General features: G+C 69.4%; 22 protein-coding genes. 16 read left to right on the forward strand and 6 right to left on the reverse strand.

The features are described 5' to 3' along the window. Nucleotides 1-17: 17 nt before the first annotated feature. The gene (locus DEU34_RS06165; protein ID WP_121149255.1) at nt 18-917 is read left to right on the forward strand and encodes a tyrosine recombinase XerC; all 900 of its coding nucleotides are present in this window, start codon (nt 18-20) and stop codon (nt 915-917) included. A 27-nt stretch (nt 918-944) separates the two neighbouring features. Then, nucleotides 945-1,541 carry a DUF3060 domain-containing protein gene (locus tag DEU34_RS06170; protein WP_121149256.1) on the forward strand — a complete coding sequence of 199 codons (597 nt, stop codon included), beginning with the start codon at nt 945-947 and terminating at the stop codon, nt 1,539-1,541. On the opposite strand, the gene DEU34_RS06175 is transcribed toward DEU34_RS06170, so the two are convergent. Further along, nucleotides 1,542-2,048 carry a murein hydrolase activator EnvC gene (locus DEU34_RS06175; protein ID WP_121149257.1) on the reverse strand — a complete coding sequence of 169 codons (507 nt, stop codon included), beginning with the start codon at nt 2,046-2,048 and terminating at the stop codon, nt 1,542-1,544. A gap of 350 nt (nt 2,049-2,398) precedes the next feature. Here DEU34_RS06175 and rpsB point away from each other — a divergent pair, with 350 nt between their 5' ends. The 9 genes from rpsB (at nt 2,399) to DEU34_RS06220 (ending at nt 9,199) form a co-directional block, all read left to right on the forward strand. Continuing rightward, nucleotides 2,399-3,385, forward strand: a complete 987-nt coding sequence (gene rpsB / locus DEU34_RS06180; protein WP_121149258.1) for a 30S ribosomal protein S2 — start codon at nt 2,399-2,401, stop codon at nt 3,383-3,385. A 114-nt stretch (nt 3,386-3,499) separates the two neighbouring features. After that, complete coding sequence (gene tsf / locus DEU34_RS06185; RefSeq protein ID WP_121149259.1) at nt 3,500-4,327, forward strand: translation elongation factor Ts; 828 nt, start codon at nt 3,500-3,502, stop codon at nt 4,325-4,327. A gap of 88 nt (nt 4,328-4,415) precedes the next feature. Further along, entirely contained in the window at nt 4,416-5,144 is a 729-nt protein-coding gene (gene pyrH / locus DEU34_RS06190; RefSeq protein ID WP_121149260.1) for a UMP kinase, read from the forward strand. A gap of 73 nt (nt 5,145-5,217) precedes the next feature. Further along, on the forward strand, nt 5,218-5,772 hold the full coding sequence (gene frr / locus DEU34_RS06195; RefSeq protein ID WP_116646379.1) for a ribosome recycling factor: 555 nt from the start codon (nt 5,218-5,220) through the stop codon (nt 5,770-5,772). 2 nt (nt 5,773-5,774) lie between these two features. Continuing rightward, nucleotides 5,775-6,824, forward strand: a complete 1,050-nt coding sequence (locus DEU34_RS06200) for a phosphatidate cytidylyltransferase (protein WP_396652113.1) — start codon at nt 5,775-5,777, stop codon at nt 6,822-6,824. Then, nucleotides 6,821-7,399, forward strand: a complete 579-nt coding sequence (locus DEU34_RS06205) for a DivIVA domain-containing protein (protein WP_121149262.1) — start codon at nt 6,821-6,823, stop codon at nt 7,397-7,399. The genes DEU34_RS06200 and DEU34_RS06205 overlap by 4 nt, the downstream gene beginning before the upstream one ends. 59 nt (nt 7,400-7,458) lie before the next feature. Then, entirely contained in the window at nt 7,459-8,172 is a 714-nt protein-coding gene (locus tag DEU34_RS16420; protein ID WP_259460046.1) for a lytic transglycosylase domain-containing protein, read from the forward strand. Between the two features lie 12 nt (nt 8,173-8,184). Further along, nucleotides 8,185-8,472: a hypothetical protein gene (locus DEU34_RS06215; protein ID WP_121149263.1), complete on the forward strand. Its 288-nt coding sequence runs from the start codon at nt 8,185-8,187 to the stop codon at nt 8,470-8,472. Between the two features lies 1 nt (nt 8,473). Then, nucleotides 8,474-9,199, forward strand: a complete 726-nt coding sequence (locus tag DEU34_RS06220; protein ID WP_121149264.1) for an alpha/beta hydrolase — start codon at nt 8,474-8,476, stop codon at nt 9,197-9,199. 6 nt (nt 9,200-9,205) lie between these two features. Here DEU34_RS06220 and DEU34_RS06225 read toward each other — a convergent pair whose 3' ends face one another. Continuing rightward, complete coding sequence (locus DEU34_RS06225) at nt 9,206-10,306, reverse strand: AI-2E family transporter (protein ID WP_121149265.1); 1,101 nt, start codon at nt 10,304-10,306, stop codon at nt 9,206-9,208. A 175-nt stretch (nt 10,307-10,481) separates the two neighbouring features. On the opposite strand from DEU34_RS06225, the gene DEU34_RS06230 reads away from it, so the two are divergent. Both DEU34_RS06230 and DEU34_RS06235 read left to right on the forward strand, forming a co-directional pair. Continuing rightward, on the forward strand, nt 10,482-12,341 hold the full coding sequence (locus tag DEU34_RS06230; protein WP_121149266.1) for a glycosyl transferase: 1,860 nt from the start codon (nt 10,482-10,484) through the stop codon (nt 12,339-12,341). Then, nucleotides 12,338-13,276 carry a tetratricopeptide repeat protein gene (locus DEU34_RS06235; RefSeq protein ID WP_121149267.1) on the forward strand — a complete coding sequence of 313 codons (939 nt, stop codon included), beginning with the start codon at nt 12,338-12,340 and terminating at the stop codon, nt 13,274-13,276. Before DEU34_RS06230 ends, DEU34_RS06235 begins: the two co-directional genes overlap by 4 nt. Before the next feature lie 75 nt (nt 13,277-13,351). Here the strand turns inward: DEU34_RS06235 and glgB are convergent, their stop codons facing one another. From glgB to glgX, 3 genes are all read right to left on the reverse strand, one after another. Beyond that, nucleotides 13,352-15,502 carry a 1,4-alpha-glucan branching protein GlgB gene (glgB, locus tag DEU34_RS06240; protein ID WP_121149268.1) on the reverse strand — a complete coding sequence of 717 codons (2,151 nt, stop codon included), beginning with the start codon at nt 15,500-15,502 and terminating at the stop codon, nt 13,352-13,354. Further along, nucleotides 15,499-17,451: a maltotransferase domain-containing protein gene (locus tag DEU34_RS06245; protein ID WP_396652102.1), complete on the reverse strand. Its 1,953-nt coding sequence runs from the start codon at nt 17,449-17,451 to the stop codon at nt 15,499-15,501. The genes glgB and DEU34_RS06245 overlap by 4 nt, the downstream gene beginning before the upstream one ends. Nucleotides 17,452-17,657: 206 nt before the next feature. Next, a complete protein-coding gene (glgX, locus tag DEU34_RS06250) occupies nt 17,658-19,745 on the reverse strand; it encodes a glycogen debranching protein GlgX (RefSeq protein ID WP_121149270.1) in 2,088 nt (695 codons plus the stop codon). A gap of 52 nt (nt 19,746-19,797) precedes the next feature. Between glgX and DEU34_RS06255 the strand changes: the two genes are divergently transcribed. The 3 genes from DEU34_RS06255 (at nt 19,798) to ligA (ending at nt 24,538) form a co-directional block, all read left to right on the forward strand. Beyond that, complete coding sequence (locus tag DEU34_RS06255) at nt 19,798-20,961, forward strand: cysteine desulfurase family protein (RefSeq protein ID WP_121149271.1); 1,164 nt, start codon at nt 19,798-19,800, stop codon at nt 20,959-20,961. A 33-nt stretch (nt 20,962-20,994) separates the two neighbouring features. Then, nucleotides 20,995-22,092: a tRNA 2-thiouridine(34) synthase MnmA gene (gene mnmA, locus DEU34_RS06260; protein ID WP_121149272.1), complete on the forward strand. Its 1,098-nt coding sequence runs from the start codon at nt 20,995-20,997 to the stop codon at nt 22,090-22,092. Nucleotides 22,093-22,153: 61 nt separating this feature from the next. Beyond that, nucleotides 22,154-24,538: an NAD-dependent DNA ligase LigA gene (ligA, locus tag DEU34_RS06265; RefSeq protein ID WP_121149273.1), complete on the forward strand. Its 2,385-nt coding sequence runs from the start codon at nt 22,154-22,156 to the stop codon at nt 24,536-24,538. Between the two features lie 9 nt (nt 24,539-24,547). Here ligA and DEU34_RS06270 read toward each other — a convergent pair whose 3' ends face one another. Further along, nucleotides 24,548-26,239: a long-chain-fatty-acid--CoA ligase gene (locus DEU34_RS06270; protein ID WP_121149274.1), complete on the reverse strand. Its 1,692-nt coding sequence runs from the start codon at nt 26,237-26,239 to the stop codon at nt 24,548-24,550. Between the last annotated feature and the right edge of the window lie 39 nt (nt 26,240-26,278).

A 26,278-nucleotide genomic window follows, 5' to 3' on the forward strand; every position in this document is an offset into this window, starting at 1 on the left:
AGAGGCATGCTGGGCACATGGAATGGGAGCGCGCGGTGGAGGCCTACCTCCGTCAGCTGGCGGAGGTGCGCCGACTCTCTCCCGCCACGGTCCGCGCCTACCGTTCCGATCTCGCCGACCTCCGATCTCATGTCGGTCGCGTCGACCTCGATCGCATCGACCTCGAGGAGGTCCGCTCGTGGCTGTGGTCGGCGACCCAGGCCGGCTCGGCGCGGTCGACGATCGCGCGGCGAACGGCCACCGTGCGCGGATTCTTCGCCTGGGCGGCCGAGCAGGGGCTGATCTCGGTCGATCCGACACTGCGTCTGGTGACGCCCAAGCGCGGTCGAACCCTTCCTCGGGTCGCGACGGCCGACGCACTGCGCGAGACCCTCGATGCGATGGCGGGTGTCGCCGCCGAGGGCGACGCGATCGCGCTCCGCGACCACGCGATCCTCGAGCTGCTCTACGGGGCGGGGATGCGGGTCTCGGAACTCTGCGGACTCGATGTCGACGACGTCGACCATGACCGTCGCACCGCGCGTGTGCTCGGTAAGGGGTCGAAAGAGCGCGTCGTGCCGTTCGGCGCTCCCGCGGGGCGCGCCGTCGACGCGTATCTCGTCCGCGGTCGTCCGGTGCTCGCCTCTCGCGCGACGACCGCCGGCAGAGCACTCCTGCTCGGGGCGCGGGGCGGTCGAATGGGCGTCCGCAGCGTGTACGACCTCGTCTCGCGCACACTCGCGCCGCTCGTGGGGGGCAGCGTCGGACCTCACGCCCTCCGTCACTCCGCAGCCACCCACCTGCTCGACGGCGGCGCCGACCTTCGAGCCGTCCAGGAGATCCTCGGTCACGCGAGTCTGGGAACCACCCAGATCTACACCCACGTCTCGAGTGAACGACTGGCCGCCACGTACCAACTCGCCCACCCCCGCGCCTGAACCGACACCCGGCGCTACGGTGGTGCAATGCGCACTCGAGCCCGCTCCGTCGCCGCCGCCTTCGCCCTCGTGAGTGCGATCCTCGTGGCCGGATGCTCCGCGGCGCCGCAGCCCGTCGTCACGCGTCTTCCTTCCGACGGCGCACCGGCCGCCTCTGCCTCCCCGTCCGCGTCTGCCTCTTCATCCGCATCCGGCGCACCGTCCACCTCGGCGACATCGTCTTCGTCCCCGTCGCCGTCGCCCGAAGACGCGGACGACTGCGGCGGTCAGGAGCAGACCATCACCGCGAGCGATCGAACCGTGGTGCTGACCGGGCAGTGCCCGCTCGTTCGCATCGAGGGGAACGCGGTGACCGTCGATGCCCGGGGAGCGAGCGTGGACGCGGTGGCGATCGCGGGAGACCGCATCACCCTCGCCGCCGAGACGATCGGCGACACGACGATCGACGGCAACGACACGTCGCTGGAGGTGTCCTCGGTCGGTGCGCTGACGATCCGCGGCGATCGCAACGCGGTCACCGCGCCGGGCGGCGGCGCAGACGTGGTCGTCTCGGGCAACGACAACACGGTCACCGCTCCGGTGTCGAACGTCTCGGTAGACGGACAGCGCAACCGGATCGGGTGATCAGCAGCACGGGAGGAGCACCGCGCGCGGCACGCCTCCGAGCAGCAGCAGCGGGTTGATGTAGTTCCCGTCGAGGCGCACGCCGAAATGGAGCACCCCCGACGGGGTGTGCCCGCCCTCGCTCTGAGCGGCCACGACGTCGCCGCCATGGACGACGGTGCCGACGGTCGCCCGGGGCTCGACCGGCTCGAGCGTCGTGACCAGGCCCCCACCGTGATCGATAGTCACCACCCCGCGCCCGGCCACCGGCCCGGCGAAAGCGATGGTCCCTCCGGCCGGTGCGAGCACGGCAGCCCCGTGCAGTACCAGATCGATCCCGCGATGGCCCGGGCCGTAGGCGTGCGCGGGGGCGGCGAAGGGTTCGACGACCTGGACGGTGTCGACCGGCCAACGCCATCCGAGGGTCGAGAGGTCGGGCGTCTCGGCCGACGACGCATCGGCGGTGAGGATGAGTGCGACCGCGGCGGTCGCCACCGCGATCGGCAGGAATAGGGCGCGTGTCGACATGCGAGCGAGCCTTGCTCCTCCCAGGCTCGGGGGAGCGGGCCGTCGGTCGCTCGGTGGTGAAGGTCGTTCCGCACGAGGCCTGGGGAGGAGAGGCCGACCCCGGGCGGCAGACGTGCCCGGGAAGCGGGACGCGCTGATAGAGTGGACGTTGCACCCCGTGTATCGGGGTGACTCCGCGTGCCCTCAGCGCTCCGTGGTTCCTCGAACCGCACCGCGCGGCATCCCGCACCCATCGGTCCCTGAGAAGTTTTCAGGGTGGGTGCGCGCCGGGCACCAGGCCCGCCGCTCCTCCGGACCGGCGAGATCAACCGCAGACGGCGCGTGCGCGCGCCGAGAACAGGAGAACGGCCATGGCCGTCGTCACCATTCGCCAGCTGCTCGACAGCGGCGTCCACTTCGGACACCAGACCCGCCGGTGGAACCCGAAAGTCAAGCGCTTCATCCTCACCGAGCGCAGCGGCATCCACATCATCGACCTCCAGCAGTCGCTGACCTACATCGACAAGGCGTACGAGTTCGTCAAGGAGACGGTCGCCCACGGCGGCACCATCCTCTTCGTCGGTACGAAGAAGCAGGCCCAGGAAGTGCTCGCCGAGCAGGCGACGCGCGTCAACCAGCCCTACGTCAACCAGCGCTGGCTCGGCGGTCTCCTCACCAACTTCCAGACGGTCTCCAAGCGCCTCGCTCGCATGAAGGAGCTCGAGGAGCTCGACTACGAGAACCCGTCGGAGAGCGGCTTCACCAAGAAGGAACTCCTCCTGAAGAAGCGCGAGCTCGACAAGCTCCACAAGTCGCTCGGCGGTATCCGCAACCTGCAGAAGACCCCCTCGGCCATCTGGGTCGTCGACGCCAAGCGCGAGCACCTCGCGGTCGACGAGGCCAAGAAGCTCGGCATCCCCGTGATCGGCATCCTCGACACGAACGCCGACCCCGACGAGTTCCAGTACCCGATCCCCGGCAACGACGACGCGATCCGTTCGGTGAGCCTGCTCACGCGCATCATCGCCGACGCCGCCGCCGAGGGCCTGATCCAGCGCCACAACCCCACCGACGAGGCGGCCACCGAGGCCGAGCCCCTCGCCGACTGGGAGCGCGAGCTGCTCGAGCAGGGTGCTCCGGCGCAGTCGTCGGCCGACACCGAGAAGGTCGCCGACCAGGGTGAGGCCACGGCCGAAGCCACCGAGCTCGTCGCCGACGAGCAGGTCGAGACGACCGAGCGCGCCACCGAGTCGATCGCCGACGCCCTCGGCGCCGAGGCGCACGACGAGGCCGTCGCGGCCGCCGCCGGCGAGTCGACCGAAGAGGTCGCCGCCGACGAAGCCACCGACGCCAAGTAACCGGCGCTTTCCGCGCAGACGCTACGATCGGCGCGCCCGCCCTCCGACTCCGGTCGGAGCGGCGGGCGCGCCGGGCATCCGTCACCCACATACGAACCAAGGAGCCAGCACCCCATGGCAAACTTCACCATCGCCGACATCAAGGCGCTGCGCGAGCAGCTCGGCACGGGCATGGTCGACACGAAGAAGGCGCTCGAAGAGGCTGACGGCAACGTCGAGAAGGCCGTCGAGATCCTCCGTCTCAAGGGAGCGAAGGGCAACGCGAAGCGTGCCGACCGTTCCACGAGCGAGGGCCTCGTCGCCGCGCGCGAGCTGAACGGCAAGGTCACTCTCGTCGAGCTCGCCTGCGAGACCGACTTCGTCGCGAAGAACGAGCGCTTCATCGCCCTCGCCGACAAGGTCGCGGATGCTGCGGCAGCCGCCGCAGCGGACTCCGCCGAGGCGGCCCTCGCCGCCGACGCGAACGGCCAGACGGTCGACCAGCTCATCTCGGACGAGGCTGCGATCATCGGCGAGAAGGTCGAACTGCGTCGCGTCCGCACCCTGTCGGGCGACCACTTCGAGATCTACCTCCACAAGACGAGCAAGGACCTCCCGCCCCAGGTGGGCGTCGTCCTCGCCTACTCGGGTGACGACGCGGAGACCGCGCGCAGCATCGCGCAGCACATCTCGTTCGCCAACCCGTCGTACCTCTCCCGCGACGACGTGCCCGAGGCCGACGTCGACAAGGAGCGCGAGATCGTCACCGAGATCTCCCGCAACGAGGGCAAGCCGGAAGCAGCTCTTCCGAAGATCGTCGAAGGACGCGTCAACGCGTTCTTCAAGCAGGTGTCGCTGCTCGACCAGGACTACGCGAAGGACAACAAGCTGTCCATCGCCCAGGTCGCGAAGAACGCCGGTATCACCCTGACCGACTTCGCCCGCTTCAAGGTCGGCGCGTAGCTCGTCTTCAGAGCCCGGGATGCATCAGCATCCCGGGCTCTTGTCTTGCCCGCGACATGCGCGCGGTACCTTTGAACCCGACGAGAGGATGACACCCGTGATCGATGAGAACTCCACCCGCCGCAGGGTTCTGCTGAAGCTCTCCGGGGAGGCGTTCGGTGGGGGTCAACTCGGGGTCAACCCCGACGTCGTGAGCCAGATCGCCCGCGAGATCGCCGCGGCCGTCGACCAGGTGGAGATCGCCATCGTCGTCGGCGGAGGCAACTTCTTCCGTGGAGCCGAGCTCAGCCAGCGCGGTATGGACCGTGGTCGCGCCGACTACATGGGCATGCTGGGCACCGTCATGAACGCCCTCGCCCTGCAGGACTTCCTCGAGCAGGCCGGTGCCGCCACGCGCGTGCAGTCGGCCATCTCGATGACCCAGGTCGCCGAGCCCTACATCCCGCGCCGGGCCGTCCGGCACATGGAGAAGGGTCGCATCGTCATCTTCGGTGCGGGCGCCGGGCTTCCGTACTTCTCCACCGACACGGTGGCCGCGCAGCGCGCTCTCGAGACCGGCTGCACCGAGGTCCTGGTCGCGAAGAACGGGGTCGATGGCGTGTACACCGCCGACCCCCGCACCGATCCGACGGCGACGCGTATCGACCACATCACCTACATGGACGCTCTGCAGCGCGGCCTGAAGGTCGTGGACTCCACGGCTTTCAGCCTCTGCATGGACAACCGCATGGACATGCGGGTGTTCGGTATGGAGCCCGCCGGCAACGTCACCCGCGCGCTGGTCGGGGAGCCGATCGGCACACGCGTCTCGGTGTGACGGTTCGTCGCGCCAGGGAAGCGCGCCGCACCGCCGTTAGAGTTATGGCACAGGTTTTACGAATGGAGTCACCGTGATCGCCGAAGTTATGGCCGATGCAGGAACGCGCATGGATCGCGCCGTCGAGGCGGCGAAGGACGACTTCGCCACCGTCCGCACCGGGCGGGCGAACCCGCAGATGTTCCAGAAGATCCTCGTCGACTACTACGGCACCCCGACGCCGCTCGCGCAGCTCGCCTCGCTGAACAACGCCGAGGCTCGCACGCTCGTCGTGACCCCCTACGACAAGTCGGCGCTGAAGGCCATCGAACAGGCGATCCGCGACATGCCGAACCTCGGGGCCAACCCCACGAACGACGGCAACCTCGTGCGGGTGACGCTTCCCGAGCTGACGCAGGAGCGCCGCAAGGAGTACGTCAAGATCGTGCGCACGAAGGGCGAGGACGCCAAGGTGCACGTCCGCGGCATCCGTCGCAAGGCGAAGGACGACCTCGATGCGCTCAAGAGCGAGATCGGCGAAGACGAGATCGCCCGCGCCGACAAGGAGCTCGACTCCCTGACGCGTGCGCACGTCGACGCGATCGACGATGCACTCAAGCGCAAAGAAGCAGAGCTGCTCGAGGTCTGAGAATCCCCGTGACCGACGCTCCCGGGTCGGAAGGCTCCGAGCCGTCCGATCCTCCGACCAGCCGCCGTGAGAGCGGTGGGCTCCGGCGCGCGCACAGCGCAGCCGATGCCTCCGCCTCGACGGCGACCGGCGCGCGTTCTGCGCGCGCGGAGTTCGAGACCCACGTCGCGCACGCGCGGGCGGAGTTCGAAGAGGCGAACGAGCGGATCAAGCAGCGCACGGGTCGCGATCTCATCCTCGCGATCGTCATCGGTGTCGCGATCGGCGTCGTGGTCATCGCGTCGCTGATCTTCTTCAAGTGGATCTTCCTGCTGTTCGCGATCGGCGCGACGTCGCTCGGCGTCTTCGAGTTCGTGCGAGCTCTGCGGGCGTCGGGCCGACGCGTCGACCTGATCCCACAGCTGCTGGGCGGCGTGGTCCTGATGCTGAGCGGCTACTTCGTCGACCTCTGGCTGCACTGGGTGCTGACCGTGGTCGTGGTCGTCGTGCTGATCGTCTGGCGCCTTCTCGGGCAGATGTTCTCCCGTGACGAGCGCACCTACGGCGCGGTGCTCTCGGATGTGCTGATCACCGGTCTCGTCGTCCTGTACGTCCCGTTCCTCGGGAGCCTCGCGATGATCCTGCTCAGCCAGGACGGCGGCGAGTGGTGGGCCCTGGCCTTCATCATCATCACGGTGGCCGCCGATACCGGCGCCTACGTCACGGGGCTCACGATCGGGCGGCACCCGATGGCACCGCGGATCAGCCCCAAGAAGACATGGGAGGGTTTCGGCGGCGCGTTCGTGGCGGCGCTGATCGCCGGCGTACTGCTGTCGTTGTACATGCTCGGCCTGCCGTGGTGGACCGGGTTGATCATCGGTGCGGTCATCCTGGGGACCGCCACGATCGGCGATCTCGGAGAGTCGATGGTCAAGCGTGACCTCGGCATCAAGGACATGAGCTCCTGGCTCCCCGGGCACGGCGGGGTGCTCGATCGTCTCGACTCGATCCTCCCCTCGGCGACGGCCGCCCTCGCGCTCTTCTACCTCCTCTCACCTCTGGCGGTGTCATGACGATGTCTTCCGAACTCGATACGGCCGCGACCGAGTCGCCGTTCCCCGAGACGTTCGGACGCCAGAAGGGTTACGAGAAGCGTGCCGTCGATGCCTTCCTCGCGCAGGCGCGCGCCGCGTTCGAATCCGATGAGCCCGGTGCCCTGCGGTCCGCGGTCGTGCGCGAGACCGCCTTCCCGCTCGTGAAGAAGGGTTATGCGATCGCCCCGGTGGATGCCGCACTGGGAAGGATCGAAGACGCGTTCGCCGCTCGCGAGCGCGAGCAGGCCATGTCGCGGCGCGGAGCCCGTGCCTGGGTGGCCGAATCGCGCCAGACCGCGCAGGTCGTGCTCGATCGGCTCACGAGGCCCCGTCGGCACCGCTTCGATCGGGTCGGTGTTCTCCGCTACGGCTACCGCATCGACGAGGTCGATCTCGTGGCCGACAAGATCGCCCGCTACATCGCGTCGGGCGACCCCGTCACTCCCGATCAGGTGCGGGCGGTCGCTTTCCGCATGCAGCGGGGCGGATACAGCGAAACGCAGGTCGACGCCGTGCTCGATGCCGTCGTCGAAGTGATGCTCGCGGTCGGGTGACCGGACGCGCCCGACGCGGGTGACAGCCCCGCTGTGCTCCCATTAGACTCGACCGCATTGTGACTCCCGGCACCGACCTGACTCGCGCTTCTTCGCGCCGCCTCGCTCGTCGGTCGCACGCGACGGTCGACGTCGTCTCGCCGGTGGCCTCGGTCCGTCCGCAGCCGCGGTGGTCGCGGCGTCGCGGTGTCCTGTCGGTCTTCGCCGGGTGCGCGGCCCTGGCGTTCGCGGTCGCCTACGTCGGCCCTCTGGGAGGTGCGGTCGTCGATGCACGAGCCGCGGAGCCCGATGGCGTCTCGCTCTACGCCGTCGCGATGGACGACGCCCAGTCGTTCGCGAGTGGGGCCGACGGTGCGGCGGCATCGCTCGACCGGGCGGGCTATTCCGTCTACGTGACCCCGAAGCCCACGCCGACCCCCACCCCGACCCCGAGCGCGAGCGCGTCGGGCGGCACCTCGCAGCAGTCGATCTCCGCGCGCCCGCAGTACACCGGGGGCGGCTCGGCCGCGGAGTGGATGGCGGCCGCGGGCATCGCCGAGAGCGACCAGGGCTATGTCGATTACATCGTGTCGCGCGAGAGCAGCTGGAACCCGAACGCCACCAACAAGTCTTCGGGGGCATGCGGGCTCGTGCAGGCCCTGCCGTGCAGCAAGGTGCCGGGCAACGGCTACGACCCCGTCGATAACCTGCGCTGGGCGACGGGATACGCCGTCGGGCGGTACGGCAGCTGGGCGGCCGCGTACGACTTCTGGACCCGCAACCACTGGTGGTGAGCGAGCCGCGTCATGCCCCGCTCACATCGTCGTCGTCCTGACCCCTCGTCGTCGGACGACTCCCTCGACCGACTGATCGCAGGGTGGAAGCGCTCGGAGACCCGTCGCGGCGCCGAATGGACCGTTCAGCCCGTCTCGGCGTCCAAGGCCGTCAAGGCCTACACGTGCCCGGGGTGCGGCCGCACGATCACCGCCGGCACGGCGCACGTCGTCGCCTGGCGCGCGGACGGCGTGCTCGGCGATGCCGCCGACCTCGCGAATCGACGACACTGGCACACGCATTGCTGGAGATTGGGCTGACATGGAGATCCGAGGACCGATCGTGCTCCCCGCGCACCGCGAGGACATCGAACTGCAGACCTCCGACGGCCTCCGGCTCGTCGGAGAGCTTGCTCTGCCCGAGGACACCGCGCCGGTCGCGACGCTCGTCACGCTGCATCCGTTGCCGACGGCCGGCGGCTTCATGGACTCCCACATCATCCGCAAGGCCGCGGCGCGGTTGCCGGCTCTCGCCGATCTGGCGGTCATGCGTTTCAACACCCGGGGCACGACCTCGCCACGGGGCACGAGCGAGGGCGCCTTCGATGCGGGCGCGGGGGAGAGGTTCGACGTCGCTGCGGCCATGCACCTGGTTCGTGAGCGCGGCCTTCCCCGGCCCTGGATCGTGGGGTGGTCGTTCGGTACCGAGCTCGCCCTGAAGTACGCCCGCGAGCACGACATCGAGGGCATCATCCTGCTCTCGCCTCCACTGCACCGGGCAACCCCCGACGAGGTGGCCGCGTGGGCGGGCGATGACCGCCGCGTGGTGATCCTCGTCCCCGAGTTCGACGACTATCTGCGCCCCGCAGAGGCCGCCGAACGGTTCGCGTCGATCCCCGATGCCGAGCTGATCGCCGTCGACGGCGGGAAGCACCTCTGGGTCGGCGAGTCGCAGACCGCGCGCGTGCTCACCGAGATCGTCAGAGCCGTCCATCCGGGCGCCCTGCCGCTTCCGACCGAATGGCCGGAGAACGACGAAGCATCCTGACCCGCGTCAGCGTTCGTTCTGCCTCGGGATGATGACCTGGCGATAGATGATCAGGATGCTGGCAGCCACCGGGATCGCCACGAGCGCACCGAGCAGCTGGCCGAGCGCGGCTCCGGCGAGGGCGGCGATGACGACGACAGCCCCGGGGATGGACACGGCCCGATTCATGATGCGTGGCGAGACGATATAGGCCTCGATCTGCATGTAGACGAGGTAGTAGACCGCCGCGACGAGGGCGAGAGTCGGCGACTGCAGACCGAAGAGGCCACCCCCGCCGCCGAGGCCAGGGATCAGGCACGTGAGGACGATGATCGTCGAGCCGGTCAAGGTGCCCACGAGCGGGATCAGGGAGAAGAAGAAGGCGACGACAGCGAGAACGGCCGGGAACGGTGCACCGATGATGGTCAGGAAGATCGCACTCAGCACGCCGTTGATGACGCCGAGGCTGATCTGGCCGATGACGTAGAAGCCGACCGAGTCGACGATCTGCTCGGCGAGGTCGATGAAGCGCGGCCGCTTCGACGCGGGAACGAGCTGATACACCGCAGACTTCAGCGACGGGGTCGACGCCGTGAAGTAGATCGTCAGGATGAGCACGATGAACGCCCCTCCGAAACCGGCGATCACGGTGCCAAGGATGGCGATGATGCTGCCGCCGATCTCGCCGCCGATGGAGCCGACGTCGAGGGAGGTGTACCAGTTCTCGACGTACTGCCACGCCTGGTCGACGTTGATGCCCGGGAAGTTCGTCTGGACCCACTGCCGCACCTGTTCGACGATGTCGTCGAGGTTGCTCGTCTGGACGATGACGTCGATCTGACCGATCAGCTGCACGATCTGGTCGACGATGATCGGCACGACCGCGAGGATGATGCCGGCGAAGACGGCGAGGACGCCGAGGATCGTGACGAGCACCGCCGCCCAGCGCGGCAGACGGCGCTTCTCGAGCCAGCCGACGATCGGTTCGAGTCCGAGTGAGAGGAACAGAGCCGTACCGACGTACAGCAGGATCGTCGAGAGTGCTTGGATGCTGCCGATCAGCAGAAGCCCGACGCCGACGCCCAGCGTCGCAACGAGAGCGACGCGGAACGGGTTGTGGATTTTCACAGTGCGCTGCTCCTGACTCGGACCGGTCGATACCGGGGGTGAGGTCAGAATACGGCGCGGCGCGGGTGATTCGCGGAACCCGGCCCATCGGGACAACTTTCAGGCGGTGTTCGATAGTCTGGAATGTCGAGTAGCGGTTTCCGCCCCGGAGACCGGCGATGGGGTAGGTGTATTCGTGCGTTTCGTGTGGGCCGTGGTGGCGTTCCTCATCGCCGCCGTCATGATCGGAGCGGGCATAGCCCAGCGGACGGTCTTCGAAGGTCCTTCGACCGAGACGCAGACGATTCAGACCGACGGCTCGGCCGCCTACACGCTCATCGACGGCGCGGTCCTCACCCGCCTCCCCGGCGCTCAGACGGTGACGGCCGAGGGCGACGGAGCGATCTTCGCCGCATACGGGCGCACCGCCGATCTGCGCGCGTGGCTGGCCGACACGACGTTCACCGAGGTCACCGTCGACGGCGAGGGCGCGGTGTCGAATGCGACGAGCACCCCGACACCCACCCCGAGCCCCAGCGCATCTGCGAGTGCGGCGGCCGGCGAGGTCGCCACCGGTGGCGAGTCCACCGGCGACGACGCCGCTGCGCCGGTCGTGCGCAATCCCGCAGGATCCGATCTCTGGCTCGAGGAGTTCCAGGGCGACGGCTCGCTCACCATGCCTCTCCAGCTTCCCGACACCATGAGCGTGCTGCTCGCCTCCGACGGGACCGAACCCGCACCGTCGACCATCGAGCTGTCGTGGCCTGTTCCCGTGACGACCCCCTGGGCCGGACCGCTGATCGTGGGCGGGTCGATCGTGCTGCTCGTGGGCATCTTCCTCTACGTGCTCGCGATCCGGCACTCGCGCCGGTCACGCGGCCCGCGCAGGAAGGGCCTGCCGATGCCCGTGACCGAACCGATCGACCTCGCCATCGAGGGTTCCGATAAAGGCGTGATCACCTCCGGTGCCCCCGCTTCGCGCAGGTCGGTGTCGTCGCGTCGACGCGCCTTCCTCGTCGTGCCCGCGGTGGCGGCGACGTCGCTGCTGTTCGCCGGCTGCTCGGCCGACGCGTGGCCCGATCTCGCCAGCTCGGCGACCCCGACGCCCACCGAGACGGTGATCGTGCCCGAGGGTCAGCAGGCCCCGGCCGTCACCGAGAACCAGGCGGAGCGGATCGTCTCGGAGGTCGCCGCGACGGTCGCTTCGGCGGATGCCGCGAACGACGCAGGTCTGGCCGCTACGCGTCTCGGTGGTGCGGCCCTGGCGGAGCGACAGACCAACTACACCCTTCGCGCCGCGATCCCCGAACACCCCGCCATGCCGGCGATCCCCGCCTCACCCGTCGAGATCGTGCTGCCGCAGGCGTTCGACGGCTGGCCCCGCTCGGTGTTGACCGTGGTGGAGAACGACGCCGACACCACCGTGGCGCCGACCATCATGCTTCTGACCCAGGAGGATCCCTGGTCGGACTACAAGGCGATGTACGTGGCGAGCCTCGAAGCATCCACCGAGCTGCCCGATGTCGCCGCATCCTATGTCGGTGCGTACCAGGTGCCGCCCGACTCGGGCTTCCTCTCGCTCGCACCCGACGACCTCGCCGCCGCGTACGCCGACGTCATCAACAACGGCGAGAACAGCGAGTACTGGTCGAAGTTCGACACGCAGGGCGATCTCCTCCTCGCGGGCATCCAGGCCAACAAGGATCAGCGCACCGCCGATCTGGCGCAGACCGGCACGAACACGGCCGAGATCGCCTTCGAATCGGTCGCCGGGTCGCAGGAGCCCTTCGCCCTCGCGACACTCGAGGGCGGCGCCATCGTGGCGGTCAACGTGAACGACAACGACACGGTGAAGCCGACCAACACCGATGCCGTCATCAAGCTGCTCGACAACCCGGCGGTGAAGACCCTCACCGGCGTCGAGGAGTCGTCGACGGGTTTCTTCACCACCTACTCCGACCAGCTCTTCTTCTATGTCCCCGCCCAGGGCTCGAGCGAGCAGATCCGTCTGCTCGGGTATCGGTCCAGCATCCTCGAAGCAAAGGTGATCCCGTGAGCACGCCCGCACCCGGTGCCGTCATGCGCGGAGCGGTGGACCTGTCCACCCTGCGCAACCGTCCGCAACCCCCTGCCGAGGGAGCGGCGCCGCCGGCGCCGTCCGGCGACGCCGGAGCGCTCGTTCGCGACGTCACCGACCAGACGTTCGGCGAGATCCTCGAGCTCTCGCGCACCGTTCCGGTCGTCGTCGACCTGTGGGCCGAATGGTGCGGACCGTGCAAGCAGCTCAGCCCGATCCTCGAGAAGGTCGTGATCGAGCTCGGCGGACGCGTCGTGCTGGCGAAGGTCGACGTCGACGCGAACCCGCAGCTCGCCCAGGGCTTCCGCGCACAGTCGATCCCCATGGTCGTCGCGCTCGTCGCGGGTCAGCCGGTGCCGATGTTCACCGGCGCGGTGCCCGAGCAGCAGGTGCGCGAGGTCTTCGCACAGCTGCTGCAGCTGGCAGCGCAGAACGGTGTGACCGGTTCGCTGGCCCCGTCGGAACAGCCGGCCGATGCTGCCGAGCCCGAGGAGCCCGCTTTGCCGCCGCTCCACGCCGAGGCGTTCGAGGCCATCGAGGCGGGCGACTACCCGCGTGCGATCGCCGCGTACGAGAAGGCTCTCGGCGAGAACCCGCGTGACGACGACGCCCGCGCCGGGCTCGGCCAGGTGCGTCTGCTCGATCGCGTGCAGGGTCTCGACCTGCAGGCCGCTCGGGCGGCTGCCGCCGCGTCGCCCTCCGACGTCCAGGCCCAGTTCGCGGTGGCCGACCTCGACATCGCCGGCGGCCACGTCGACGACGCGTTCGATCGCCTGCTGGAGCTGTTCGCGGCTCTGCCGGCGGACGACCGCGCTCCGGTGCGCGAACGCCTCCTCGAGCTGTTCGGCCTGGTCGGCGATGCCGACCCTCGCGTGGGTGTGGCGCGCCGCCGCCTGACGTCGCTTCTCTTCTGAACCACCGAGACCGCGTTCCGACGGCGAGACCCCGACATCATGTCGGGGTCTCGTTGCGTGGAACGGGTCTCGCGGTCAGGAGGCGTTGTGCTTCAGGAAGAGCACTCCGAGCGGGGGGAGCGTGGGGGTCGCGCGCCCGTGGTCGTCGGCGTGGACCACACCGTAGTTTCCGACGCCCGAACCTCCGTAGACGGTGGCGTCGCTGTTGAGCACCTCGGTCCAGACGCCGCCCTCGGGCAGATCCAGGGCGTAGTCGTGCAACGGCTCGCCCGAGAAGTTGGCGATGACGACGACGGTGTTGCCGTGCGAGTCTCGCCGCGAGAAGGCCGACACGTTCGGGTTCCACGAGGGCCCCCCGAGCCGACCGAAGGCCGCGCCGTCGTGATCGCGCGCCCAGAGCGCCGACTCGTCGCGATACACGCGGTTCAGCGCGGCCACGAAGTCGTGGAGCTGGGCGTGGGCTGGCTGCTCCAGCATCCACCAGTCGAGTCCTCGACCCTCCGACCACTCCGACATCTGGCCGAACTCCTGGCCCATGAAGAGAAGCTGCTTGCCCGGGTGCCCCCACATGTAGGCCAGGTAGGCGCGCATGTTGGCGAGCTTCTGCCAGTGGTCTCCCGGCATGCGGCCGAAGAGGCTGCCCTTGCCGTGGACGACCTCGTCGTGGCTGATCGGCAGCACGAAGTTTTCGGTGAACGCGTAGACGAACGAGAACGACAGTTCGCCCTCGTGATGGGCGCGGTACAGCGGGTCGCGGGAGATGTACTGCAGCGAATCGTTCATCCACCCCATGTTCCACTTGAAGCCGAAGCCGAGCCCGCCGTGGGAGGTGGGGGCGGTGACCCCGGGGAAGCTCGTGGACTCCTCGGCGATCATCGCGATGCCGGGGTAGCGCTTGTAGGCGGTGGCGTTCACCTCCTGCAGGAACCTGATGGCCTCGAGGTTCTCGCGGCCGCCGTACTGGTTCGGAGCCCACTCGCCCTCGTTGCGCGAGTAGTCGAGGTACAGCATCGACGCGACGGCGTCGACGCGCAGCCCGTCGACGTGGAACTCCTCGAACCAGTACAGGGCGTTCGCGACGAGGAAGTTGCGCACCTCGCTGCGACCGTAGTCGAAGATGAGCGTGCCCCAGTCCTTGTGCTCGCCCCGTCGCGGGTCGGGGTGCTCGTAGAGGGGCTCGCCGTCGAACTGGGCGAGGGCGAAAGCATCCTTCGGGAAATGCCCGGGGACCCAGTCCATGATCACGCCGATGCCCGCCTGGTGCAGACGGTCGATGAGGTACCGCAGATCGTCGGGTGCGCCGAACCGGCTCGTCGGGGCGTAGTACCCGGTCACCTGGTATCCCCACGATCCGCCGAACGGGTGCTCGGCCAGGGGCATGAACTCGACGTGGGTGAACCCCTGCTGGGTCACGTACTCCACCAGGGGGTCGGCCGCGTCGCGATAGCCGAGGCCGGGCCGCCACGAGCCGAGGTGCACCTCGTAGATCGACATGGGCTGGTCGGTCACCGGCGCCGATGACCGCTGGGCCAGCCAGGTGTCGTCGGTCCAGGTGTAGTCAGAGGAGGTGACCACGGATGCGGTGGCCGGCGGGACCTCGGCGAGACGGGCCATCGGATCGGCCTTCTCGATCCAGTTGCTCGCCCGCGTGAGGATCTCGAACTTGTAGCGGGCGCCGACACCGATCTCCGGGATGAACAGCTCCCAGACGCCGCTGCCGCCCATGGACCTCATCGAGTGCGCCTGGCCGTCCCACCCGTTGTGATCGCCGAGCACGCGTACCGCGCGCGCATCGGGCGCCCACACGGTGAAGGCGACCCCGGCTGTGCCGTCCAGCACACGCTCGTGAGCACCGAGCACCCGCCAGAGCTCTTCGTGACGGCCCTCGGCGATCAGGTGCAGATCGAGTTCGCCGATCGTCGGCGCGTGCCGGTACGGGTCGTCGGCGGTGTGCGTCGATCCGTCGTCGTAGGTCGCGGTGACGGTGTAGCGCCCGGGCGCACCGGTGATGTCGGCTTCCCAGATTCCGGCGCGGAGATGGGTGAACTCGACGGTCGAACCGTCGGCGAGCTCCGCCGTGACGGTCGACGCGAGAGGACGCCGCGTGCGCAGCACCCCGGTGCCGTCCGCGTCGGTGTGGACGCCCAGCACCGAGTGCGGATCGTGGTAGCTGCCCGTCGCGATGGTGTCGAGGACGACGTCGTCGGGGGTGGATGAGCGGCTCATCGGATCTCCTTCACGTGCAGGATGTGGACGGGCTCGACGAAGGCGTCGAGACGCACGAAGTTGTGCTGGCCCCACGTCCACTGGGCTCCTGTCACGAGGTCTTCCACCTCGAACGTCTCACCGGCTGCGCCGTCCACGCCCCAGATCCGCGTGTCGAGGTGGACGGTGGTCTCGCGAGCGGAGTGCGGGTCGAGGTTCGCCACGACGATGATCGTGTCGTCTCGGCCGGTCGGACTCAGCGCCGCGTCGATGTGCTTGGAGTAGACGAGGATCGCGTCGTCGTCGGTCCAGTGGAACGAGATGTTGCGCAGCTGCGCGAGCGCGGGATGCGCGCGGCGGATCTCGTTCAGGCGGCGCAGGTACGGCGCGATCGACTCGTCGCGCTCCTCGGCGCCGGCCCAGTCGCGGAACTTGTACTCGTACTTCTCGTTGTCGATGTTCTCTTCCGACCCCGGCCGCGCGACGTTCTCGATGAGCTCGTACCCGGCGTAGACGCCGTAGGTGGGAGCCGCGGTGGCGGCGAGCGCCGCGCGGGTCTTGTACGCCGGACGACCGCCGTACTGCAGATATTCGGTGAGGATGTCGGGGGTGTTGACGAAGAGGTTCGGACGCAGGAAGTCGGCCGTCTCGTGGGCGAGACCGGTGAGGAACTCGGTGAGCTCCTCCTTGGTGTTCCGCCAGGTGAAGTAGGTGTAGCTCTGCTGAAACCCGGCCATGCCGAGCCCCTGCAGCGGGGCCGGGCGGGTGAAGGCCTCGGCAAGGAAGACGACGTCGGGGGCTTCGGCGTTGACCGTCGCGATGAGCCACTCCCAGAACTGCAGCGGCTTCGTGTGCGGGTTGTCGACCCGGAAGATGTTGACGCCCTGAGCGATCCAGTGACGGACGACGCGCAGCACCTCCGCCCGTATGCCCTCCGGGTCGTTGTCGAAGTTGACCGGGTAGATGTCCTGGTACTTCTTCGGCGGGTTCTCGGCGTACGCGATCGAGCCGTCGGGGAGCGTCGTGAACCACTCGGGGTGCTCTGTCACCCAGGGGTGGTCGGGGGAGGCCTGCAGGGCGAGATCGAGGGCGATCTCGATGTCGTGGCGTCGGGCCTCCGCCACGAAGGCGCGGAAGTCGTCGAGGTCGCCGAGGTCGGGGTGGATCGCGTCGTGACCGCCCGCGGCGCCGCCGATCGCCCACGGCGATCCGGGATCGCCCGGCTTCGGGTCGAGCGTGTTGTTGGGTCCCTTGCGGTTCCGCTCGCCGATGGGGTGGATCGGGGGGAGGTAGAGCACGTCGAAGCCCATGCCGGCGACCCCGGCCAGCCGCGCGGTGGCGGTGCGGAACGTGCCGCTGACCACCGTGCCGTCCTCGGCACGCACGGCACCCTCGGAACGCGGGAAGAACTCGTACCAGGCGCCGACACCGGCGCGCTCGCGCTCGACGAGGAGCGAATGCTCGTCGCCGACGGTGACCAGGGACGCGAGCGGGCGTCGGGCGAACGACTTCTCGATCTCGGCGTAGCGGACCACCTCGAGTGCGGTGTCGTCGGATGCTGCGGGGTCGCGGAGGGTCACGGCGCCGCGCTCGAGCAGGCGCCGTTCCTCGGCCGGGCGCGACTTCTCCTTCGCGGCCCGACTGAACAGGAGCGCACCCGACTCGCGCATGAGCGCCGCGTCGACGCCGGCGGAGATCTTCACGTCGGCCGCGTGCTGCCAGGTGGCGAAGTCGTCGGCGAACGCTTCGAAACGAAACTTCCAGACGCCCTGCTCCAGCGGCACGATGAGAGTCGACCACCGGTCGAAGCCGTCGCCGAGCGCAGTCAGTCGGTGCAGCGACTCGTCGCCGCCGGGGGAGAACAGCCGCACGTGCACGCCGATGCGGTCGTGGCCCTCGCGGAAGGCGGTGACGGTGAACGGCACCGCCTCGCCCACGTACGCGGTCGGGTCGAACCTGCCACCCGGCACCTGTGGGAAGGGGAGCGCAATCGGAATGCGAGGAGTCTGCGTCGCCCCCGGAGAGGGCGTCGCGACCACCGGTCGCACAGGGATGGACGAGGCGCTACGCCACGCCGAGGGGGAAGGAGTTCGCGTCGTCGGAGCCACGGTTGAAACCTACCGTGGCTCCCCGGCGCAAGACAGCGGACCGGAAGCGGTTGACAGATGCGTCGTGATCACTCAGCGACGAAAAGTCGCATCGAGGTGCCCACGAGGGAGACGGTGTCGCCGGGTGATGAGGCGTCCTCCTGCGCGGTGGGCCGCTCGTCCGCGCTCGACCAGACCGGCACGTACCGTGCGACGCCATCGAGCAGGGGGAGTGTCACGTCGATGGGGCGTTCGTCGCCGTGCACCATGAGGAGCACCGTGTTGGGGTCCTCGAACTCCGGAGTGGAGGTGGCGACGTACTGCAGCGTGCGGTGCGCCGGGTTCGTCCACCGGTCTTCCGACATCGTCTCGCCGCGTTCGTCGTACCAGGCCATCACCGAGGCGGACGGCGTCGACTCGCCCGATCGAGCGAAGCGCGTGGGGCGCAACGCGGGGTTGGCCTGGCGGAGGCGGATCAGCTCGCGCACGTGGGCGAACAGGTCCTCCTGCCAGGGCTCGTGCTGCCACGACAGCCACGTCAGTGCGGAATCGTGGCAGTAGGCGTTGTTGTTGCCGCGCTGGGTGCGCGCGAACTCGTCGCCCGCCGTCAGCATGGGCACGCCCGCCGACAGCAGCAACGTGCCCAGCAGGTTGCGCATCGCCTTGCGGCGGATCGCGAGGACGCCCTCGTCGTCGGTCTTGCCCTCGGCTCCGTGGTTGAAGGAACGGTTGGTGTCGGCTCCGTCGCGGTTGTGTTCGCCGTTGCCGATGTTGTGCTTGACGTCGTACGAGACGAGGTCGCGCAGGGTGAAGCCGTCGTGAGCCGTGACGAAGTTCACGCTCGCCAGGGGCCCGCGCTCGACGCTGAAGGTGTTCGACGAACCCGCCAGGCGCGTCGCAAATCCGCCTACCCCGACGGGCGCGGTATCGGCGCGTCGCGCGTAGTCGACATCGCTCAGCCAGAAGTTGCGCACACGGTCGCGGTAGCGGTCGTTCCATTCCGACCAGCCCGCCCCGAAGTTGCCGGTCTGCCATCCGCCCATCCCGACATCCCAGGGCTCGGCGATCATCTTCACGTCGGCCAGCTGGGGGTCATGGAGGATGGCCTGCAGGAGCGGATGCTGCGGGGTGAACGCGTGCGTATCGTCACGGCCGAGGGTGGCCGCCAGGTCGAAGCGGAAACCGTCCACCTGCACCTCCTGCGCCCAGTAGCGCAACGAGTCGAGCACGAGTCTCGCGGCCGCGTCGGTGGAGGTGTTCACCGCGTTCCCGCACCCGGTGACGTCGATGTACGTGCCGTCCTCGGTCTGCCGGTAGTAGTTGCGGTTGTCGATGCCGCGGAAACTGGTGCGCGGTCCTCCGATGCCCTCCTCCGCCGTGTGGTTGTAGACCACGTCGAGGATCACTTCGAGGCCCGCCTCGTGGAGCAGCTTCACCATGCCCTTGAACTCGCGCAGGATGGCCTCCGGCCCCTCCCGCCGGCTCTCGGCCGTCGCGTATGCACCGTGCGGCGTGAAGAAGTTGAGGGAGTTGTACCCCCAGTAGTTGGTCAGTCCGAGCTGGAGCAGCCGTGGCTCGGTCGCGAAGGCATGCACGGGCAGGAGCTCGACGCTGGTCACACCGAGCGTCTGCAGATGTTCGATCATCGCGGGATGTGCGAGGCCGGCGTAGGTGCCGTGGAGCGCCGGGGGCACGTCGGGGTGGCGTTTCGTGAGGCCCTTGACGTGACCTTCGTAGATCACGGTGCGGTCGAGCGGGATGCGGGGTTTGCGTGCGTCGCCCCAGTCGAACCCGCCGTCGACGACGACGGATCGCCAGTCCTCGTATCCGCCGGAGACGAGTCCCCGGGAGTACGGCTCGACGAGGAGCGTCGTCGGGTTGAAGGTGTTGCCGGGGCCGTGCGGACCGTTGACCCGGATCGCGTACCGCGCGCCGGGGCGCAGCAGCTCGCTCGTGACGCTCCATACGCCGTCGCCGACGTCGGCCATCGGCAGCACCGCGGTCGCCCAGTCGAGATCGGTGTCGTCGAAGACGACGAGATCCATGGCGTCGGCGGTACCCGACCACACCCGGAGGGTGGCGATCCCGTCCGCGCCCCGCCGCACGCCCAGGTCGTCGAGCGCAGGACCGAGGAAGCGGGGGCCGGAGAGGACGGAGGGCGTCTCGGTGCGGACCATGCGTCCTAGAGTAATGAGGCCGGAAGTCCGGAAAGTTACGCAAGGAGGCGGCGTGGCCGTCTACGTCGATCATGCGGCCACGACGCCGTTGCGCCCTGAGGCGCGAGCCGCGTGGCTCGAAGCCCAGGACGTGGTGGGCAACGCTTCGTCGATCCACGGCGGCGGGCAGGCTGCCCGCCGTGTGCTGGAGGGTGCACGCGAGCGTCTCGCCGTGGTGCTGGACTGCGATCCGGTCGAGGTTGTCTTCACCTCCGGAGGCACCGAATCGATCAATCTCGCACTCAAAGGTCTGTGGTGGTCACGGCGTGCGGATTCCGGCTCGGTGGTGCTTCCCGACGGTGAGCACCACGCGACGCTCGACGCCGTTCGATGGCTCGCCGACCACGAGGGTGCCGACGTCGTCCCCGTGCCCCTCGACGCGGTGGGTCGGATCGATCCCTCCGCGTTCGCGCGCGCACTTCCCGGCGCGGCGGTCGCGACCGCCCTCGTCGCGAACAACGAGGTGGGAACGGTCAATGACGCCGCCGGACTCGCGGCCGCCGCCGCAGCGGCGGGCGTTCCGCTCCATCTCGACGCCGTCTCGGCCTTCGGGCATCTGCCGGTCGCATTCCGGCGGTGGCGAGCGGATGCGGAGGGCCCCGCCGGACTCGTCGCGATGAGCGTGTCGGGGCACAAGGTCGGAGCGCCCGTGGGCGTCGGAGCTCTCGTCGTGGGTCGAGCGGCGACCCCTACACCGCTGCAGCACGGCGGCGGGCAGCAGCGGGGCCTGCGCGCCGGAACCCAGGACATCGCCGGTGCCGCCGCGTTCGCCGTGGCCGCAGAGCTCGCCGACGGCGAGCGCGAGGGGGAGGCGCGGCGTCTCGACGGTCTTCGCGACGCGCTGGCCCGCAGCATCCGAGACGCCCTGCCGGACGCCGATGTGCTCGGCGACCCGGTCGATCGCATCCCGGGCAATCTGCACGTGCTGTTCCCCGGCGCGGCGGGGGAGACGCTGCTGTTCCTGCTCGATCAGGTCGGGGTGTCGGTGTCGACGGGGTCGGCGTGCCAGGCCGGTGTTCCCGAACCCTCGCACGTCGTGCTGGCTTTGGGGCGGAGCGAACGCGACGCCCGGTCGGTGCTGCGGTTCACGTTCGGACGCACGTCCACGGTCGCGGATGCCGAGGCCGTCGCCCGTGCGCTGCCGCTCGCCTACGAGCGCGCCGCCGCCGCTCGCTGAGCCCCGGCGCGCGACCCTCCGTAGACTGGAGGAATGCGGATTCTTGCAGCCATGAGCGGTGGCGTCGATTCGGCCGTCGCGGCCGCCAGAGCCGTCGACGCGGGCCATGAGGTCGTCGGCGTGCACCTCGCCCTCTCGCGCGCGGGCGGCACGCTCCGCGCCGGAAGCAGGGGATGCTGCACCATCGAGGACGCGATGGATGCCCGGCGGGCGGCCGACAAGCTGGGGATGCCGTTCTACGTCTGGGACTTCTCCGAGCGGTTCCGCGACGACGTGATCGACGACTTCGTGTCGGAGTACCGCGCGGGGCGCACTCCCAATCCGTGCATGCGCTGCAACGAGAAGATCAAGTTCGCCGCGCTCCTGGAGCGCGCCGTCGAGCTCGGCTTCGACGCGGTGTGCACGGGCCACTACGCGACCCTCGTCGACGGACCCGACGGGCTCGAGCTGCACCGAGCATCCGACTCCGCGAAGGATCAGTCCTACGTGCTCGGGGTGCTGACCGCCGAGCAGCTGGCGCACACGTACTTCCCGCTCGGCGAGACGCCGTCGAAGGCGCTCGTGCGCGCAGAGGCCGCCGAGCGGGGGCTGACCGTGGCGCAGAAGCCCGATAGTCACGACATCTGCTTCATCCCCGACGGCGACACCCGCGGGTGGCTCGCGGAGCGCGTCGGCGCCGAGCAAGGTGAGATCCTCGATCGATCGGGCGCGGTGATCGGTCGTCACGACGGCGCGCACGCCTTCACCGTCGGTCAGCGCAAGGGACTCCAGCTCGGTGTTCCGGCCGCCGATGGCAAGCCCCGGTTCGTGCTCGAGGTGCGCCCGGTGTCGAACACGGTGGTCGTCGGTCCGAAGGAGGCCCTCGCGACGGCCGAGATCGCGGGGGAGCGCCACTCGTGGGCCGGTCGCGCGCCGGCGCAGACGGCGTTCGCCTGCGACGTGCAGATCCGCGCGCACTCGGATCCGGTGCCCGCGCGTGCGACGGTGGCCGACGGCTGGGTCACCGTGGTGCCGGACGAGCCCTTCGACGGGGTCGCACCCGGCCAGACCGCCGTCCTCTACGACGGGACGCGCGTGCTCGGACAGTTCACGATCGCCCGCACCGTGTCGGCGGTCCCGGCGGTCGTCTGACGCGACGGCGCGGTGGTGTCCAGCCCGCTGCGATGTCGGCGCCGCTCCCTAAACTGGCGGGATGGCTGACGGCGTCGACGAACTCCCCGACCTCACCCTCGATGAGGCGCGCGACGAGGTCACGTCGCTGGTCGAGCGCATCCTCGGCGCGCGCGACGCGTACTACGGCGCCGATGCCGAACTCGTCGACGATGCCACCTACGACGGGTGGATGCAGCGACTCGAGGCCATCGAGCGCGTGCATCCCGAGCTGCAGGGGCAGGACAGCCCGACGCTCTCCGTCGGCGCAGCATCCGGCACCATGTTCGCCCCCGTCGAGCATGCCGAGCGCATGCTGAGCCTCGACAACGTCTTCAGCGCCGATGAGCTGCGTGAATGGTGCGAGAAGGCCCAGGGGGCCGCCGGACGCCCGGTGCGGTGGCTCACCGAGCTCAAGATCGACGGGTTGGCGATCAGCCTGCGCTACGAGAACGGCGTGCTCACATCGGCTGCCACGCGCGGCGACGGCCGCACGGGCGAAGACGTCACCGTCAACGCGGTGCGGGTGCACGGCATCCCGCAGCGATTGACCGGCGCCGGGCACCCGCCGATCGTCGAAGTGCGCGGCGAGGTGTTCATCCCCGTCGCGTCGTTCGAGCAGCTCAACGCCCTGCAGGCTCGGATGCGCGAGCGCGTCGTCGACGAGGCGCGTTCGCGCGGCAGGGGCTTCGACGAGGCTCGCGCGACGCTGAGCGCAGAGCGTCGCTTCCCGGCGTTCGCGAACCCCCGCAACGCGGCGAGCGGCGGGCTGCGGCAGCAGCTCGAGAAGAAGGACGGCCTCGAACTCGAGGCGGGGCAGGCGCGGCTCGACTCGCTGCGCCTCCTGGTTCACGGCATCGGCGCGTGGCCGCACCCGCCGGTGGCATCGCAGAGCGAGGTCTACGAGCTCCTCGCCTCCTGGGGGCTGCCGACCAGCCCGTATTACCGCACGTTCGACGACGTCGACGGCGTGCTCGGCTACGTCACCCATTACGGCGAGCACCGTCACGATGTCGAGCACGAACTCGACGGCATCGTCGTCAAGGTCGATGAACTCGATCTGCACGACGAGCTGGGGGCGACGAGCCGTGCGCCGCGTTGGGCGATCGCCTACAAGTACCCGCCGGAACAGGTGAACACGAAGCTCCTCGACATCGTGGTGTCGGTCGGGCGCACCGGGCGAGCGACGCCCTTCGCGGTGATGGCGCCGGTGCGCGTCGCCGGCTCGGTCGTGAGGCAGGCCACGCTGCACAACCAAGACGTGGTCAAGGCGAAGGGCGTGCTGATCGGCGACACGGTGGTGCTCCGCAAGGCGGGGGATGTGATCCCCGAGGTGCTCGGCCCGGTCGCCGAACTCCGCGACGGAACCGAGCGCGCCTTCGTGATGCCCGAGCGGTGCCCCGAGTGCGGCACCCCGCTCGCACCGGCCAAGGAGGGCGACATCGACCTGCGCTGCCCCAACGCGCGGTCGTGTCCCGCGCAGGTGCGCGGGCGCGTCGAGCACATCGGCTCGCGGGGGGCTCTTGACATCGAGGCGCTCGGCGAAGTGACCGCGGCGGCGCTTACACAGCCCGAGGTTCCCGAGCGTCCGCCGCTGGACACCGAGGCGGGTCTGTTCGATCTCACCCTCGAAGAGCTCGTCCCCATCCAGGTCGTCGTCCGTGACTCCGAGACGGGGCAACCCCGGGTCGATGAGGGCACCGGCGAGTACGTGCGGCGTACGCCGTTTCAAAAACTCGGCCCGGCGACCTACCCTCCCGGCGCCGAACTGCTCGACGCCGCCGAGCGCCGTCGAGCCGGGATCCGCAAGGATCACCGGGTGGTCCTGCCGTCGGAGCAGGCGATCAAGCTCATCGCCGAACTCGAGAAGGCCAAGACCAAAGACCTGTGGCGGCTCCTCGTGGCTCTGAACATCCGCCATGTCGGCCCCGTCGCCGCCCGTGCGCTCGCCCACTGGTTCGGCTCCCTCGACGCCGTCCGATCGGCCTCGCGCGACGAGTTGGCGGCCGTCGAAGGCGTCGGTGGCATCATCGCCGACTCGCTCGTCGATTGGTTCGCCGTCGACTGGCATCGCGAGATCGTCGATCGTTGGCGCGACGCGGGGGTGCGTTTCGCCACACCCGGGCATCCCGGTCCGGGCGCCGCGGCGGGTGTCGGAGGCGTGCTCGAGGGCGTCACGGTCGTCGCGACCGGCTCCCTGGAGGGCTACAGCCGCGAGGGAGCGCAGGAGGCAATCCTCCAGGCCGGTGGCAAAGCCGCCTCGAGCGTGTCGAAGAAGACCGACTTCGTCGCGGCGGGCCCCGGTGCCGGCTCGAAGCTCGCCAAGGCTGAAGAACTGGGTCTGCGCATCATCGATGCGGCGCAGTTCCATCTGCTCGTCACCGAAGGGCCGAGCGCTCTTGCCGAGCCGGTGGACGAGGACGAGTGACCGCGGCCGTCAGGAGTCCGCGAGCAGTCGCTCGCGCACCTGTCGTCTCAGTACCTTCCCGATCAGCGACTTCGGCAGGTCGTCGACGACGACGACCCGGCGCGGCACTTTGTAGGGCGTGAGGATGCCGCGCGCATAGGTGCGGATGGCCTCCTCGTCCAGGGCTGCTCCGGGTGCCAGCACGACCGCGGCGACCACCTCTTCCCCGCTGTGCTCGTCGGGAAGGCCGACCACCGCGACGTCTTCGACCAGCGGATGCTGCCGGAGCACGTTCTCGACCTCGGTCGGGGCCACGTTGAACCCGCCCGTGATGATGAGCTCCTTGATGCGGTCGACGATACGGACGAACCCCGCGTCATCGATCGTCACGATGTCGCCCGTGCGGAACCATCCGTCGACGAAGACCGCCTCGGTCTCTTCGGGGCGACCGAAGTACCCGCCGAAGACCTGCGGACCCCGCACCAGCAGCTCGCCCGCGGCCCCGGGGGCGACGTCCGCCGTGGGGTTCTCGGGGTCGACGACGCGGCACTCGGTGCCGGGCAGCGGCAGGCCTACGGTGCCGGGCACGCGGTTCGCGGCGACGGGGTTCGCCATGAGCACCGGCGAGCACTCGCTGAGGCCGTAGCCCTCGACCAGGTATCCGCCCGACTCCGCTTCGAAGGGCACCACGAGGTCGTGGGGCAGCGCCATCGCGCCGGAGATGGCGATGTCGGTGCCGGTGAGTGCGATCCCCTTCTCCAGCGATGCCTTCAGCAGGCGGTCGGCGATGGGCGGCACGAGAGGTAGGAACGTCGCCGGATGCTTCTTGGTCACCGCGAGCACCATATCCGGATCGAAGCGGGGGAAGAGGACGAGTCGGGCGCCCATCGACATGGCGAAGGTGAGGCACAGCGTGAGGCCGTACGCGTGGAACATCGGAAGGACGGCGTAGACGACGCACCCTTCGCCGCGAACGATCTGAGGCACCCACGCGCGCGACTGGGCGGCATTGGCGAGCAGGTTGCGGTGGGTCAGGGACGCGCCCTTGGGCACCCCGGTCGTTCCACTCGTGTACTGGATGATCGCGAGATCGTCGGTCGCAGGACGAGGGTGGGAGGGCGAGAGCGAGGGGCCGGCGAGCAGCTTCTCCCACGGCACGGTGCCCGACACCTTCTCGGTGAGGGCGGCACGCGACTCTCGGGCCTTCGCGATGGGGAGCCGCAGCGCCAACCGCGTGGCGGCGGGCATCGCCCGCGTGACGTCGATCGAGACCAGCGCGTGCACGCGCAGGTCCGCGGGGAACTCCTGGACGGTGCGCACGACCTTGTTCCAGACGATCGCGTGCTTCGCGCCGTGATCCTCGAACTGCTTGCGCAGCTCCCGCGGCGTGTAGAGCGGGTTGTGCTCGACGACGACCGCGCCGAGACGGAGGACGGCGTAGAACGCCACGATGTGCTGCGGGCAGTTCGGCAGAACGATCGCGACCGGATCGCCGGCCCTCACGCCGAGAGCGCGGAGCCCCTCGGCGGCTCGGGCGATCTGCTCGTCGAGGTCGCGATATCTGGTCACCCGGCCGAAGAACTGCAGGGCGGGGGCGTCGGGATAATCCCGTGCCGAGGCGTCGACGATGTCGACGAGCGAACCCGAGACGGCCTCGAGGTCGGACGGCACCCCTTCCGCGTAGCTGGCGATCCAGGGGCGCGGCGGGTCGTAGGTCGTCACGCGCACAGCCTAGCCAGCGATGCGTCGGGCACCGAGGAG

This window comes from Microbacterium sp. AG1240 (assembly GCF_003635115.1).
In the GTDB taxonomy this organism is placed as follows: Bacteria; Actinomycetota; Actinomycetes; order Actinomycetales; family Microbacteriaceae; genus Microbacterium.